The organism is Ferrovibrio terrae, from assembly GCF_943372915.1.
Taxonomy (GTDB): Bacteria; Pseudomonadota; Alphaproteobacteria; order Ferrovibrionales; family Ferrovibrionaceae; genus Ferrovibrio; species Ferrovibrio terrae_A.
Genome location: NZ_CALSAN010000002.1, coordinates 189,318 through 203,138 on the forward strand (window position 1 = coordinate 189,318; position 13,821 = coordinate 203,138).

The 13,821-nt window shown below is 63.6% G+C and carries 15 protein-coding genes and 1 tRNA gene; 6 read left to right on the forward strand and 10 right to left on the reverse strand.

Annotated features, from left to right (window positions below; genetic code table 11):
- Nucleotides 1-4: 4 nt before the first annotated feature.
- The 6 genes from AAG821_RS02435 to AAG821_RS02460 are packed head-to-tail and all read left to right on the forward strand — an operon-like array spanning nt 5 to nt 2,947.
- Complete coding sequence (locus tag AAG821_RS02435) at nt 5-409, forward strand: hypothetical protein (protein ID WP_341909622.1); 405 nt, start codon at nt 5-7, stop codon at nt 407-409.
- A complete protein-coding gene (locus tag AAG821_RS02440; RefSeq protein ID WP_341909620.1) occupies nt 409-858 on the forward strand; it encodes a hypothetical protein in 450 nt (149 codons plus the stop codon). Before AAG821_RS02435 ends, AAG821_RS02440 begins: the two co-directional genes overlap by 1 nt.
- Entirely contained in the window at nt 837-1,163 is a 327-nt protein-coding gene (locus tag AAG821_RS02445; protein ID WP_341909618.1) for a hypothetical protein, read from the forward strand. Before AAG821_RS02440 ends, AAG821_RS02445 begins: the two co-directional genes overlap by 22 nt.
- Before the next feature lie 7 nt (nt 1,164-1,170).
- Nucleotides 1,171-2,436, forward strand: a complete 1,266-nt coding sequence (locus tag AAG821_RS02450) for a hypothetical protein (protein WP_341909616.1) — start codon at nt 1,171-1,173, stop codon at nt 2,434-2,436.
- Complete coding sequence (locus AAG821_RS02455; protein ID WP_341909614.1) at nt 2,433-2,717, forward strand: hypothetical protein; 285 nt, start codon at nt 2,433-2,435, stop codon at nt 2,715-2,717. Before AAG821_RS02450 ends, AAG821_RS02455 begins: the two co-directional genes overlap by 4 nt.
- Nucleotides 2,714-2,947 (forward strand): hypothetical protein, encoded by a 234-nt coding sequence (locus tag AAG821_RS02460; RefSeq protein ID WP_341909613.1) that lies wholly within the window; start codon nt 2,714-2,716, stop codon nt 2,945-2,947. The genes AAG821_RS02455 and AAG821_RS02460 overlap by 4 nt, the downstream gene beginning before the upstream one ends.
- Before the next feature lie 89 nt (nt 2,948-3,036).
- On the opposite strand, the gene AAG821_RS02465 is transcribed toward AAG821_RS02460, so the two are convergent.
- From AAG821_RS02465 to AAG821_RS02510, 10 genes are all read right to left on the reverse strand, one after another.
- Nucleotides 3,037-3,112 (reverse strand) — tRNA-Lys (locus AAG821_RS02465).
- Nucleotides 3,113-3,234: 122 nt separating this feature from the next.
- Nucleotides 3,235-4,377 (reverse strand): rod shape-determining protein RodA, encoded by a 1,143-nt coding sequence (rodA, locus tag AAG821_RS02470; RefSeq protein ID WP_341909611.1) that lies wholly within the window; start codon nt 4,375-4,377, stop codon nt 3,235-3,237.
- 1 nt (nt 4,378) lies between these two features.
- Nucleotides 4,379-6,289 carry a penicillin-binding protein 2 gene (gene mrdA, locus AAG821_RS02475; RefSeq protein ID WP_341909609.1) on the reverse strand — a complete coding sequence of 637 codons (1,911 nt, stop codon included), beginning with the start codon at nt 6,287-6,289 and terminating at the stop codon, nt 4,379-4,381.
- Nucleotides 6,289-6,810, reverse strand: coding sequence for a rod shape-determining protein MreD (gene mreD, locus AAG821_RS02480; protein WP_341909607.1), 522 nt, complete (start codon nt 6,808-6,810; stop codon nt 6,289-6,291). Before mreD ends, mrdA begins: the two co-directional genes overlap by 1 nt.
- Before the next feature lie 12 nt (nt 6,811-6,822).
- Entirely contained in the window at nt 6,823-7,782 is a 960-nt protein-coding gene (gene mreC, locus AAG821_RS02485; protein ID WP_341909605.1) for a rod shape-determining protein MreC, read from the reverse strand.
- A gap of 36 nt (nt 7,783-7,818) precedes the next feature.
- On the reverse strand, nt 7,819-8,862 hold the full coding sequence (locus AAG821_RS02490) for a rod shape-determining protein (RefSeq protein ID WP_144066920.1): 1,044 nt from the start codon (nt 8,860-8,862) through the stop codon (nt 7,819-7,821).
- 106 nt (nt 8,863-8,968) lie between these two features.
- Nucleotides 8,969-10,531 (reverse strand): 2-isopropylmalate synthase, encoded by a 1,563-nt coding sequence (locus AAG821_RS02495; protein ID WP_341909603.1) that lies wholly within the window; start codon nt 10,529-10,531, stop codon nt 8,969-8,971.
- Nucleotides 10,532-10,801: 270 nt separating this feature from the next.
- A complete protein-coding gene (locus AAG821_RS02500; protein ID WP_341909601.1) occupies nt 10,802-11,980 on the reverse strand; it encodes a serine hydrolase in 1,179 nt (392 codons plus the stop codon).
- 129 nt (nt 11,981-12,109) lie between these two features.
- On the reverse strand, nt 12,110-12,607 hold the full coding sequence (locus AAG821_RS02505; RefSeq protein ID WP_341909600.1) for a MarR family transcriptional regulator: 498 nt from the start codon (nt 12,605-12,607) through the stop codon (nt 12,110-12,112).
- Nucleotide 12,608: 1 nt separating this feature from the next.
- Complete coding sequence (locus AAG821_RS02510; protein WP_341909598.1) at nt 12,609-13,763, reverse strand: hypothetical protein; 1,155 nt, start codon at nt 13,761-13,763, stop codon at nt 12,609-12,611.
- Nucleotides 13,764-13,821: the final 58 nt, after the last annotated feature.

Here is a 13,821-nt window from a genome sequence, read left to right on the forward strand (position 1 = left end):
TCACATGGTCGCCTATAGCTTCAACAAGCAATTCGCGCTGCCGATCATCACCGGCCGCAAGCAGCAGACGATCCGCAAGCCCCGCCCGCGCCATGCCCGGCCGGGCGAAACCCTGCAGCTGTATCAGGGCATGCGCACAAAGCATTGCGCCCTGATCGGCACGGCCCGCTGTTTCCAGACCATGGCGATCAAGATCCAGCTGGAAGCAAACAAGGTGATCACCACCAGCCCCAACGATGGCAGCCTGGACACATGGGCGAGCAGCAAGGCCCTGGATCAGTTTGCGCAGTCAGATGGCTTCCGCGACTGGCAGGACATGAAGGCGTTCTGGCACAAGACGCACCCCGGCCTGGCCGTATTTGAAGGCGTGCTGATCCGCTGGGAACAGTTCACCGAGGCGCAGCCCTAATGCCGATCAAGCCGGAGAACCGCAGCCGCTATCCGGCTGACTGGCCGCAGATCGCGCAGGCCATCAAGGATGGTGCCCGGTGGCGCTGCCAGAAATGCGGCGTCAAGCACGCTGCACTGGGTGGCAGGGACGCAGACGGCCTTTGGTATAGCGCCGGCTCGATCGACTGCAGCGGACGCATGCCGGCACGCGGCACCGAGGCATGGTGCTACCGCGACGGACATAGGCCGATGCACCTGCGCATCGTGCAGATCATCATCACCGTTGCGCATCTTGATCACCAGCCGGAGAACTGCGATCCGGAAAACCTGCGCGCATGGTGCCAGCGGTGCCACAACCTTTATGACCAGGCACACCGCCGCCGCAACGCCGCCGCCACAATCCGCAGCAGGAAGGCCGCAGGCGATCTCTTTGGGGAGGATGCATCATGCAGCCCGATGACGAACTGATCCCGATCGGCGAAGTGGCCAAGATCATCAGGAAGTCTCGCGCCTGGCTGTATGTGCGCGAGAACCGCGAAGCCCTGTATGCCGCGGGCTTCCCCCGGCCGCGCAATGAAGCCGTGCTGGGCCTGTGGTGGGTCAGAAAGCCCGTGGAGACATGGGCTTATGGTGAACCCCAACCGCCCGCCGCGCCGACAGCCCAGAGCATTCCGGGGGCTGTGCCGGCAGCGAACGACACCGAGACAGAGGTTGACTTGGCCGCCGTCGCCCGCGAAAGAATGAAGCAGCAGGCGGCTGCCGGCCGCATCTGAGGATCCCATGGCCCGTTTCCAGATCCCCTATCTTGTCGCCAAGCCCAATGCCAACGGCACCGCCCGGCATTACTGGCAGCCCGACAAGCTGAAAATCCGCGCCATCGCCACGGCCGGTTTTAGCGTGGCGCAGGTGCTGGCCGAAGCGGGCCTGGCCGAACGCCGCCTGCAGGATGATTTCAACGACGCCGCGCGCCAGGCCGAACAGCTGAACGCGATCGCAAATGGCTTCATCGCCGGCACGGTGAAGCCGTCGCTATCCGCGGCGATGGCGCAGCAGCCAGACGCGCAGCAGCTGGCACCGCTGATCCGCCGCCCGGATCTGGTAGCCAGCGTGATTGCGAATTACAAATCATCGCGCCACTTCACGAAGCTGGCCGCCAGCACGAAGCGCGATTACACCAACCACCTGGCCAAGATCGAAGCCGTGTATGGCGATATGTCTGCCAAGAAGATCGGTAGCCTTATGATCGAAGAATATTATGAAGCCTTGCTGGATACTGGCCATATCCACTATGCCAACGCGCGCATGCGGATTTTCTCGATCGTGTTCACTCATGCCGAACGGATCGAGATCCGCGGCAAGCACACCAACCCCTGCAACAATATGGGCCTGACCGGAACCACGCCGCGCGTGCGCTTCTGGAGCGAGCAGGAGACTGCCAGCATTATCGCTGCGGCCGATCGCGCCGGCCTGCCCAGCATCGGCGATGCCGTGATCACGGCGCTGTACACCACCCAGCGCCAGGGCGACGTGCTGACCGTGCCGCGCATGGCCTACACCACCAGCCACCTGCGCTTCACGCAGTCCAAGACCAAGGCCGTGGTGCGCATCCCCGTGGCCAACCTGCAGCAGATTTCCGATCGCCTGCCGGCCGCACTTGCGCGCGCGCAGATCCTGGCCCCCGATGCACCGCAGCTGATCATCTGCGAAACCACGAAAGCCGGCTGGAGCAAGGATCACTTCCGCCATGTGTTCAGCGAGATCCGCGCCCAGGCGGCAAAATCCTGCCCCTCGTTGCTAGGCGACGAAGGCGCCGGCCTGCCATCGGCCCTGTTCATGGATCTGCGCGACACCGCGATCACGCGCCTGGCGCTGGCCGAATGTACCCTGGACGAGATCTGCAGCTGGAGCGGCCACAGCCGCGCAGGCGTCACCGATGTTCTGAAACACTACATCGATCTGTCTGCCGGCTTTGCCGACAAGGCCGGCGAAAAGCTGGCCACCTACCTGCAGCGCGAGGCACCCGAAGCGATCGGAGGGAAGGCATGAGCCGCCTTGCCAATGCGCTGCGCCAGCTGGCCATGGAACTGGAAAACCAAGGCGCGGAAGAAGAACCGGTGATCCTGCTGACGGCCAAAACCGGATGGCTGTGCGAACGCCTGCTGACCGAAGGCCAGACGCTCTACCAGGCCAGCACAGCCCTGCCGCTTCTGATCACCGCGGATGGCGCCTTTCACCAGATGAAGGCCATCGGCTTCACGTTCATCTGGCCGGCCAGCATAGCCCCGCAGGATATGGCCGCCTGCGCAAGCCGCGAGGATCCGGCATGAAGGTGACGGCACGAACACGAAGCATCCTGGCCGCACGCCGCGAGCAGCGCGCCATGCGCCGCGCCGGATATTTCAGCATCGAAGCCGACTGGGAAATGCACCGCGGCGCCAAGAGCAATCACGTCATTCTGGACGTGCAGATCAGCGCCGATCGGCGGCATCTATGGGTGCGCACCGGCACCGAAGCCAGAACAAAAAAGGCGCCCGACTTGGACGCGTCCAAGTCCTGAACTTGGACGCCTGCAGCAAAAAGGCCCCGGGGTTTCCGGGGCCTTTGGGCTTTTGACAAGACCGGGCAATCACTTAGCGTTCTAAGGACTGGTGGGCGCACCAGGGCTCGAACCTGGGACCCGCTGATTAAGAGTCAGCTGCTCTACCAACTGAGCTATGCGCCCACGGGTCGTCGAAAGCTGGGGGAAAATACCCGGATTCGCCGGAATTGCAAGCGCTTCAACCCAAGGAAATTCCTGCGGCCGCTCAAGGGCTTAAATCGCCTCGATTCGGCGGCGAATATGGGTCACAGCCCGCTCATATGGCGCGGGATTTCCACATCGCGGTGCACATAGCAGTTGATCAGCAGGCCGAGGCCAACCAGCAGGGTCATCATCGCCGTGCCGCCATAGGACACCAGCGGCAGCGGCACGCCCACCACCGGCACCAGACCCGACACCATGGCGATGTTGATGAAGACATAGAGGAACAGCATGGTGGTGAGGCCGCCGGCCAGCAGCCGGGCGAACTGGCTGCGCGCCCGCAGCGCGATCGCATAGCCATAGGCGATCAGCAGGATGTAAAGCGCGATCAACACCAGCGCACCGATCAGGCCATGCTCTTCGGCATACATGGTGAAGATGAAATCGGTCTGCTTCTCGGGCAGGAAGCTCAGATGGCTTTGCGTGCCCTGCATGAAGCCCTTGCCGGAAAAGCCGCCAGACCCCAGCGCAATCTTCGACTGAAGAATGTGATAGCCCGAACCGAGCGGATCCTGCTCCGGATTCATGAAGGTAAGCACCCGGCGCTTCTGGTAGTCGTGCAGGAAATTCCACGCCACCGGCAGGGCCGCGCCGCCGCCAAAGATCACCAGCAGGAATTTCCACGCCCGCACGCCGGCAAAGAAGAACACCGCACCGGACGAGGCCAGTAGCAACATGGCGGTGCCCAGGTCGGGCTGCTTGATCACCAGGCCGACCGGCACCAGCACGATGGCGAGCGGAACCACCAGCCAGCGGATGCGGCCGACATCCTCGTAGGACAGGCCATGGAAATAGCGCGCCAGCGTCAGCACCAGCGCGATCTTCATGATTTCCGATGGCTGCACATGCACCACGCCCAGATCGAGCCAGCGCTGGGCGCCCATGCCGATACGGCCGACCAGATCCACAGCGATCAGCAGCACCACGCCCACCGCATAGACGACATAGGAGAAGCGCATCCAGATGCGGATGTCGGTGATCGCGATCATCACCATGATCACCAGGCCGATGGCGAAGCGTGCCATCTGCCGGTCTGCCCAGGGGTCGATATCGCCACCAGCCGCCGAATACAGCGCCGAGAAGCCGATGCAGGCGATCAGGGTGATCAGCAACACCAGGCCCCAGTTGACATCGCGCAGCTTGCGCCCGAACGACAGATCGTTACCGCGACTGGACCAATGCGCCATCTCAGCCCCCATCCTTCGGCGCGACGGGACCTGCCGCGGTGGTCGGGCCCGGCGCCGTGCGCGGTTTGCGCGAGGGGTCGAGTTTCTGCACTTCCAGCATGATATCGCGGGCAATCGGTGCCGCCATCTTGGCACCGGAACCACCATGCTCGACAATCACCGCACAGGCATAGCGCGGCGCACTGATCGGCGCATAGGCGACGAACAGCGCGTGATCGCGCTCCTCCCACGGCTTTTCCTCATTCTTGCGCACGCGGGTTTCGCGCTCCAGCCGGCTGATACGTCGCACCTGGCTGGAACCGGTCTTGCCCGCCATGGCATACTGTGCCAGCGTGATGCGGGCGCCGGATGCCGTGCCGCGCGGCGGCGTGGTCACACGGATCATGCCTTCCAGCGCGAGATCAAGCTGTTCGCGCTTCAATCCGATATGGGGCCAGCGCTGCGGCGCCAGCCGCGGGTCGGTGGTCGGACCCAGCGCATCGTCCCTGCGCACGATACGCGGCTGCACGGCATAGCCGCCATTGGCCAGGCGCGCCGTCATCACCGCCAGCTGCAGCGGCGTGGAGGTGACATAGCCCTGGCCGATACCGATCACCAGATTCTCGCCCTGCGCCCACGGCTGTCCCAGCACGGCCTGCTTCCAGGCCCGGGTGGGGATCAGGCCGCGGCGCTCCCCGGTGAGATCGATACCAGTGAATTCGCCCAGGCCCAGCCGCTTGGCCATCTCGGCCACCTTGTCGACACCGGTGCGCCGCGCCGCCTCGTAGAAATAGACGTCGCAGCTTTCCTCGATCGCCGAGGCCATGTTCATGGTGCCGTGGCCGCCCTTCTTCCAGCAATGGAAGGTGTTGTTGCCGAAGTCCATATGCCCGGGGCAGAACACGCGCGTATCGGGCGTCATCGTACCGGCTTCCAGCGCAGCCAGGCCGACCAGCATCTTGAAAGTCGAGCCCGGCGGATACTGGCCCTGGATCGCCTTGTTGATCAGCGGCTTGTATTTGTCGCCATTGAGCTGGCGCCATTGCGGCCCGGTGATGCCGACATTGAACCAGTTGGGGTCGTAGCCCGGATTGGAGACCAGCGCGAGAATGTCGCCGGTATGGATGTCCATCACCACGCCGGCGCCGCTCTCCTCGCCAAAACGCTCCTGCGCGAAACGCTGCAGGTCGGCATCGATGGTGAGCACGATATCCTCGCCCGGCACGCCGTTATGGCGTTCCAGCTCGCGGATGGCGCGGCCATAGGCATTGACCTCGATCTGGCTGTGACCGGCGCGCCCACGCAGCCGTTCGTCATAGACCTTCTCGACGCCGCTCTTGCCGATGCGGAAGCCCGGCAGTTCGAGCAATGGATCATCGCCAATCTCGGTTTCCGATACCGCGCCGACATAGCCGACGACATGGCTGAAGGTGCCAGCATAGGGATAGTCGCGGGTCTCGCCGACATCGAGCTGCACGCCGGGCAGATCCGGCGAATGCAGGTTGACCTTGGCGAAATCGTCCCAGGACAGGTTCTCGGCCACCACGACGGGCACGAATTTGCGCCGCCGCTCGATCTCGCGCTTCACACGGGCGCGCTGGGTGTCGTCGACCTGGATCAGCTTCGACAAGGCTTCCAGGGTGGCATCAACGTTACGGGTCTGTTCGGCCACAATCGTGACGCGGTAGTTGCGCCGGTTCGAGGCCAGTTCGGTGCCGAAGCGATCAAGCACGCGACCGCGCCGCGGCGACAGCAGCCGCATGTTGATGCGGTTTTCCTCGGCCAGCAGCGTGTATTTGTCGGATTCCATCACCTGCAGGTAATAAAGCCGGCCGATCAGGGCGCCGAACAGGCCGAGCTGCGCCGTGCCCAGCAGCAGCGCGCGGCGGGTAAACACCCGCTGCAGATCGTTGTCGCGGCGATTGATCGCCATCAGACGGCCACCGAAGCACGCAGCCAGCGACGCTCAAGCTTGCTCAGGGCCCAGTAGACGGCCGGATAAAGCGTCAGCGACAGCAGCAGTTGCGCCACCAGCGGCACGGTCGGCTGCAGCCGCCAGTGCAGCAGCGAGACGATCACCCAGCCGGCCGGCAGCACGGCGCCAAGCACCAGGGCAAAGGCCGCCCAGTTCATCAGGAAGGACGAGCCGAGAAACACCTTGCGCTGCGCCATGCCCAGTTCATGCACCAGCACCAGCGCCAGCGCATTCAGGCCGAGCGGGCCGGCCGAGAGCAGATCGAGCAGCAGCCCGATCAGGAAGGCACCCACCATGGTCATCAGATCCGAGCGGAAGATGCTCCAGTAAAACACCGCCATCAGGGCGAAGGCCGGCCCGACACTGTCGAAATGCGGCAGGCCGATCGGCAGCAGGCCGAACATCACCAAGGCAATGCTGCTGAGGATCGGCAGCAGGGCGCGGATGCGGCGACTGGTCTGGCGGAGCAGCGCGGACATTCCGCGACTTCCTCAGGGCCTTGGCTTCGGCGCCGGAGCGGACGCCGAGGGCGCTGCCGAAGACGGGGCCGGAGACTGGACCGATGCCTGGGTCTGCGGCAGCAGCGGCGGCAATACAGCCGACGGGTCTTCCGCATCGATGCGGGTTTCGTCGAACTGCATCACGCGCAGGAAATCGAGCCGGCCGAGATCGACCAGCGGGCGCACCCGCACGCCGCCATCGGTGGAGACAATCTCGGCAACCGGGATCCCGGCGGGGAACTGGCCGCCATCGCCCGAGGTGACCACATGCATGCCGATCGCCGGCTTGGCCGCACCGGTGAGATATTCCAGCCGCGGGAAAGGCGAGTTGTCGCCGGTCAGCACGGCGCGGTGGCCGCCCTCCTGCAGCATCACCGGCAGGCGCGAATTCAGGTCGGTCAGCAGCAGGATGCGGGCGGCACGATAGCCGACCTCGGCAACGCGGCCGACATACCCGCCCTCGCCGATCACCGCCTGGCCTTTGCGCACGCCATCCTTGGCGCCGATGTTGAGCAATGCCGTCCGCACAAACGAACCGCCGCCATCGGCAATCACCCGGCCGGTGACGAAGGTGTTGGTGAGATCGGGGCCGGCAGCGAGCAGCCGACGCAGGCTGGCATTGTCCTGCTCCAGCCGGCGCGCCACTTCCTGCCATTGCAGCAGGCGCGCATTCTCGGTGCGCAGGCGGAAGTTTTCTTCATGCACGAACAGGATATCGTCGACCCAGCCGATCGCCGCGTTGATCACGCCGACCGGTTGCGCCACGGCTGTCAGCACCGGTTCGACCACATCGGCGACCAGGGCCCGCGTGCGCTCGACCGCCGGGCGATCGATGCGGCTGACCAGGATGAGGCCGACGGCGGCGGCCAGCAGCAGCAGGAACGCAAAGCGCTGCAGCAGCGCGCGTATCGGCGCTGCAATCCAGGCACTGCGTCCGGTCCGTCTTGCCATGAGCCCCCGTCAGCCCTCTTCCGGTCTCAGTCGCCCTTAGTAGGGCGGGTTGTACAGCACGTGCTTCAGCGTCTTCATTTCTTCCAGCGCGCGGCCGGTGCCCAGCGCCACGCAGCTGAGCGGTTCGTCGGCGATCGAGACTGGCAGGCCGGTGGCATGGCGCAGCACGAGGTCGAGATTGCCGAGCAGCGCACCGCCGCCGGTGAGCACGATGCCCTTGTCGACGATATCGGCAGCCAGTTCCGGCGCGGTGTGTTCGAGCGCGACCTTCACGGCCTCGACGATGGCGCCGACCGGTTCGGCCAGGCTTTCGGCGATCTGGCGCTGGTTGATCACCAGTTCCTTCGGTACGCCGTTCATCAGATCGCGGCCCTTGATTTCCATCGACAGGCCGTTGCCGTCTTCCGGCGGCGCGGCCGAGCCGATCTGCTTCTTGATGCGCTCGGCCGAGGCCTCGCCCACCAGCAGGTTATGGTTGCGGCGGATATAGGCGATGATGGCTTCGTCCATCTTGTCGCCGCCGACGCGCACGCTGCGCGAATAGACGATGCCGCCAAGCGACAGCACGGCCACCTCGGTGGTGCCACCGCCGATATCGACCACCATCGAGCCGGTCGGCTCGGTGACCGGCAGGCCGGCACCGATTGCGGCAGCCATCGGCTCCTCGATCAGGAACACGCGGCGCGAACCGGCCGATTCAGCCGAATCCATGATGGCGCGGCGCTCGACCGCAGTGGAACCCGACGGCACGCAGATGATGACCTGCGGCGAAGCGAAGCTGCGCCGGTTGTGCACCTTGCGGATGAAATGCTTGATCATCTCTTCCGCCACTTCGAAATCGGCGATGACGCCGTCGCGCAGCGGACGAATGGCCTCGATATTGCCCGGCGTGCGGCCCAGCATCTGCTTGGCCTCGTCGCCGACGGCCAGAACCTGCTTCTTGCCGCGGTTATTGGCGATGGCGACGACCGACGGTTCGTTCAGGACGATGCCGCGACCTTTGACATAAACCAGCGTATTGGCCGTGCCCAGGTCGATGGCCATATCGGCCGACATAAAACCCATCAAACGCGAAAACATCGAGAAAAACCCTCACCAGCGTAAAATCGCGCCGTTATCGCCTCGGATGCCGGAGCAGCGCAACCCCCAGCCCCCATATTTTCCGGTCTGCGCCGGCCATGAAAAATCACGCGCTCATGGCTGCCGGTGCGGTCTTTTCCCGCTTCACCAGGAGCTTGTTGAGTGCGTGAATATAAGCCCGGCAACTCGCCACCAGCGTGTCGGCATCGGACGCCTGACCATTGACTGTTTTGCCGCCCTCTTCCAGCCGCACGGTCACCTCGGCCTGGGCATCGGTGCCCTGGGTCACGGCATGGACCTGGTACAGCTGCAGATTGACGGTATGCGGGAACAGGGCCTTGATCGCGTTGAAAATCGAATCGACCGGGCCGTTGCCGGTCGCCTTCACCGATCTGACCGCGCCATCGATTTCCAGCTCGAGTTCGGCACTCTGCGGCTCCTTCGAGCCGGCAATCACCTGCAGGGAAACGAAACGGATGCGGTGGCTGTCATGCGCGACCGTGTCATCGACCAGCGCAACGAGGTCTTCGTCAAAGACCTCCTTCTTGCGGTCGGCCAGATCCTTGAAGCGGCCGAAGGCATCGTTCAACTGGTTCTCGGCCAGATTGAAGCCGAGTTCTTCCAGCTTCTTGCGGAAGGCATGGCGGCCGGAATGTTTGCCCATCACCAGGGTCGAGCGATTCAGGCCAACCGATTCCGGCGTCATGATCTCGTAGGTGCCAGCATGCTTCAGCATGCCGTCCTGATGGATACCGCTTTCATGCGCAAAGGCATTGGCGCCGACGATGGCCTTGTTCGGCTGCACCACGAAACCGGTGACGGCGGACACCAGGCGCGAGGCCTTCATGATATCGGTGGTTTTGATTCCGGTTTCGAATTGCATCGCATCGGGGCGCGTGCGCAGCGCCATCACGATCTCTTCCAGCGCCGCATTGCCTGCGCGCTCGCCCAAGCCGTTGATCGTGCATTCCACCTGGCGCGCACCACCCATCACGGCAGCGAGAGAGTTGGCCACCGCGAGGCCGAGATCATTGTGGCAATGCGCGGAAAACCTGGCTTTATCGCTGTTCGGGATGTTTTCGATCAGATAGCGCATCAGCGCCGTGTATTCTTCCGGCACGGTGTAGCCCACCGTATCCGGCACGTTGATCGTGGTGGCGCCGGCCTTGATCGCGCTCTCGATCACGCGGCAGAGGAACTCGCGATCCGAGCGCGTGCCGTCCTCGCAGCTCCACTCGACATCGTCGCACAGGTTGCGCGCATGGCTGACACTGTCGATCACCGCCTGATGCACGGCATCGGGTTCCATCTGCAATTTGAACTTCATATGCAGCGGCGATGTGGAGATGAAGGTGTGGATGCGGGCGTGCTTGGCCGGCTTCAAGGCTTCCCAGGCGCGATCGATATCTTTCTTGCCGGCACGGCTCAGACCGCAGACCGTGGAGTTGGTCACGCGCTTGGCGATTTCGTTGACAGCTTCGAAGTCGCCATTCGATGCAATCGGGAAACCGGCCTCGATCACATCGACGCCCATGCCTTCGAGCACGGCGGCGATCTTCAGTTTTTCCTCAAGGTTCATCGAGGCGCCGGGCGACTGCTCGCCGTCGCGCAGTGTGGTGTCGAAGATGATGACGCGCTCGCGCGCGCTGCTGCTCGCCGCTGTCGTCATGTTAAATCCCTCTCGCCCGCACCGCCGCCTCGACCGAAGCGGTTATGCCGGAATCTTGCCGTGGTTTCCGTGCTTTAACCATAGTCTACACGCTCCGGCGGGGTCGCCGCAAAGGCCGAAAAATCAAAGAGGTTCAGGCACTTGCATGGCTACTCTGCAATACCGGGCTTAAAAAGGGGTGAATGGACCAGACTTACAACCCTATTCCTCTAATCCCCTGAAATCACGGTGAAATTGGCGCAACCCCGCCATATCGGCCTCGTCAGCCCTTCACCGGGGTGGACGCGGATAATCCTGGTCTTCGATGGCCAGGCTGCGGTTCCGCCCGGTAAACCCGGTCTTCTGCACCTTGGCCAGTTGGGCCAACACCGCCTCGTCCGGTGGTCCGGCGTCAGCCGGGGCCTCGGCAATGGCCGCAAACATCATGGCCTCGATCCCGCGCATCTCGTTGTGCGGCGTGATCGAGGTAATGGCGGCGACGATCCCCAGAGCCGGCAGAACGAAGATGCGTTGCCCCTTCACGCCGCTGGCATAGAAATAGTCGAGGCCCGTCGCCGTCCGGCCGATCCACCAATGCAAGCCATAGTATTTGCTCGGGCCCGCCGTCCAGGCCATCGCAACATAGGAGCGATCGCATATCTGCTGGCCGTTCCAGTTACAGCCCTGCAGATACAACTGGCCGAGTTTGGCCATGTCCATCGGCCGCAGGCGCAAGCCCCAGCCGCCGGGATAGCGTCCGGCCAGATCCATGAACCACCAATCGTGGTTCACCATCTCCAGCGGCACGAACAGCAGTTCCTTGGCCGTGTTGTAGAGATCCTTTCCCGATGCCGCCGCAATCATCGCACCGGTCACCGAGGCATCGCCATCGGAGTAATTGTATTTTGTACCCGGCTCGGCCACGGCCTTTGTTGCCAGCGCGACAGCAAGGCGGTCGGATTTCAGGCGATATATCGGGTTATTCGCGGGGTCATGGAAATATTCCAGACCCGATGACATCTGCATCACGTTGCGCAGCGTGATGCGGTTGTTGGCTGCCCATGCCTCGTCCGTCAGGCTGGGAGGTTTTTCCAGAAGGGTGGATATGGGCGCGTCGATCGATTTGAGCTTACCCGCATGCAGCAATGCGCCTACCAGGGTCGCGGCAAAGGATTTGGTGACGGAATAAATCGTATGATTGTGGTCGCGACCAATGCCGTCTTTGTAGCGCTCGAAGATGAGCTTGCAGTTGCGGACAACCAGCAGACTGCGGAAATCATACTTCCCGGCATCAAGCGCTTCGTTGATCTTCAGCAGCGGGCCAGCCAGGGCGCCGACCTCCTGCGGCGCCGCAGGAAAATCGCGGCCGACAGGCGCCTGGCATTGCCCGCGCGCCTCGTTCGCAGAGACTGACGGCGACGCCAGACCCAGAAGCAGCAACAGCCCCAACAACAGCGACGACAGACGCATGATGCCCTCAAGCCAGAGTGCCGCCTGATGCTATGAGGCCAGGACGTCAGGCACCATCGTTCTTTCGGGTGACCGCAGGCGGCGCGCATATCATCGCATGCTGCGCGCGCAATATTTGCAGGTGTGCGGTTAGCGGTTTTCGTCGAACCAGATTTTCAAGCGATCGAGATAGCGCCAGAACTGCTCCAGATCCGCTTCCGGCCAGTCAGCGAAGGCAGGTGCCAGGATCGGCAGCACGGCAGCGATGGCGCGACCATGGGCGGCCCGGCCGCGCGCCGTGACGAACAGCAGCTTGGAGCGCGCATCCTGCGGGCTGGCCACCTCCCGCAGGTAACCCTTGGCGACCAGCTTCTGGGTCGTCTTGGTCACCGCCGGCGGCAATTGCTGCATGGCGCGCGCAATGCCGGCCGCGGTCTTGCCCTCCTCCGGCCGGTGGCTGAAATGGTTCAGCATGATGAACTGCGGCATCGGCAGATCATGGTCGCGCAACACGCGATTGGCCTTGGTGGTGGCCAGCTGATCGATGATCCCGATCCAGTTGACGATGCGAAAGCGCCGGTCCGGGCCAGCAACGGCGCTGGGCGGCGAACCGGCGGGTGCAGCATCCTTTGAAACGGATCGAGGCATCTCAACTCATCAAGAGGGCATCCAGCGGCCGACGTGGCGATGGCGGCACGGCTGCACTATAGCCAAGCCGGAACAGCATTTGCACCGTCTGTCCGGCCGCGGCACCAATCGCCATTCGGAAATCCTGCTGCAGTGCCGCCATTTCAGGATATTCCTGCAGCAACTGGCTGACCGGATGCATGGCAACACCCAGCTCTGTCGCCTTGAGATTGAGGCGCACATAGGCGCGGCCAGCCTCGATCTGACTGATGCGGTCATTGCCGGTGGTCACCAGCCAGCCGAAAGCCGGTGTGGCCCGCGCCCAGCCGAGCGCATAGTCGATGCCACCCTGATAGGCCATGGTCCCCGGGATCATGGCCTTTTCTGCGGTCATCAGGCCGAGCTTCGACAGCCACCAGAACAGCGGCCCATGCAGGTCGATGCCGTCCGGCTGGGCGGCGATGGCATCGGCACCGATACGAGTGCGCTCGATGCTTTCGCGCAGCGTGCGTGGGGTTTCCAGCTCGGTCAGCATGGCGCGCTCGGTCAGACTGCGCAAACGGGCGGCAAGCTCGGGCGCGTTGCTGATGATCAGCGCCGCGTTCGCCGACTGATGTGCACCCTGTAGGCCGCGCAGATGATCACCGGTCAGAGCCTGCGCCTCATATGGCTCCTTGGTTGAACGCCGGTGCGGAATCTGCGCAAACAGCGGATCAGCCACGGCATTGCCGCGGCTCAGGCGGATACGGGCCAGCGGCCTGTGATCCATAGCGTCCGCAGCCGGCTCACCATCGGGAAAATAATCGATGCTGCAGGCATGGCCATCGGCATTGGCGGCCAGCGCCAGCAGTTCGAGAAACGTGCCATGGCCGATCACGATCTGGCGCGCGAATGGATCGGTTTCCGGCAGCAGCCGCGTGGCATCGACATAAAGCAGGATTTCGCCCTCGCGGCGCAGGTCGACCAGCCAAGGCTGCATATTGTGCGGATTGGGCGCCAGCAGCGCCCAGGCCAGCGCGCGCCGGCGCGGGTCGGTTTCAGTTGTCAGGGGCCCGCGCCAGGGCGCCACCGCCGATGCGGGCATGCCGTCGCAACTGTGCAGCCCGCCGCCCAGGGCTGCCGCACCGATCGCGGCACCGCCGATAACCCGGATGAATCCACGTCGTGACACAGCCATTGTCGCCTCCGTTTGTAATTTCCATGGAAATCAATATCATTTCCATGGAAACTTTCAA

Coding starts and splice junctions, on each gene's coding strand:
- AAG821_RS02435 (WP_341909622.1), top strand. CDS start 5: ATGGTCGCCTATAGCTTCAACAAGCAATTCGCGCTGCCGATCATCACC.
- AAG821_RS02440 (WP_341909620.1), top strand. CDS start 409: ATGCCGATCAAGCCGGAGAACCGCAGCCGCTATCCGGCTGACTGGCCG.
- AAG821_RS02445 (WP_341909618.1), top strand. CDS start 837: ATGCAGCCCGATGACGAACTGATCCCGATCGGCGAAGTGGCCAAGATC.
- AAG821_RS02450 (WP_341909616.1), top strand. CDS start 1,171: ATGGCCCGTTTCCAGATCCCCTATCTTGTCGCCAAGCCCAATGCCAAC.
- AAG821_RS02455 (WP_341909614.1), top strand. CDS start 2,433: ATGAGCCGCCTTGCCAATGCGCTGCGCCAGCTGGCCATGGAACTGGAA.
- AAG821_RS02460 (WP_341909613.1), top strand. CDS start 2,714: ATGAAGGTGACGGCACGAACACGAAGCATCCTGGCCGCACGCCGCGAG.
- rodA (WP_341909611.1), bottom strand. CDS start 4,377: ATGGCGCATTGGTCCAGTCGCGGTAACGATCTGTCGTTCGGGCGCAAG.
- mrdA (WP_341909609.1), bottom strand. CDS start 6,289: ATGGCGATCAATCGCCGCGACAACGATCTGCAGCGGGTGTTTACCCGC.
- mreD (WP_341909607.1), bottom strand. CDS start 6,810: ATGTCCGCGCTGCTCCGCCAGACCAGTCGCCGCATCCGCGCCCTGCTG.
- mreC (WP_341909605.1), bottom strand. CDS start 7,782: ATGGCAAGACGGACCGGACGCAGTGCCTGGATTGCAGCGCCGATACGC.
- AAG821_RS02490 (WP_144066920.1), bottom strand. CDS start 8,862: ATGTTTTCGCGTTTGATGGGTTTTATGTCGGCCGATATGGCCATCGAC.
- AAG821_RS02495 (WP_341909603.1), bottom strand. CDS start 10,531: ATGACGACAGCGGCGAGCAGCAGCGCGCGCGAGCGCGTCATCATCTTC.
- AAG821_RS02500 (WP_341909601.1), bottom strand. CDS start 11,980: ATGCGTCTGTCGTCGCTGTTGTTGGGGCTGTTGCTGCTTCTGGGTCTG.
- AAG821_RS02505 (WP_341909600.1), bottom strand. CDS start 12,607: ATGCCTCGATCCGTTTCAAAGGATGCTGCACCCGCCGGTTCGCCGCCC.
- AAG821_RS02510 (WP_341909598.1), bottom strand. CDS start 13,763: ATGGCTGTGTCACGACGTGGATTCATCCGGGTTATCGGCGGTGCCGCG.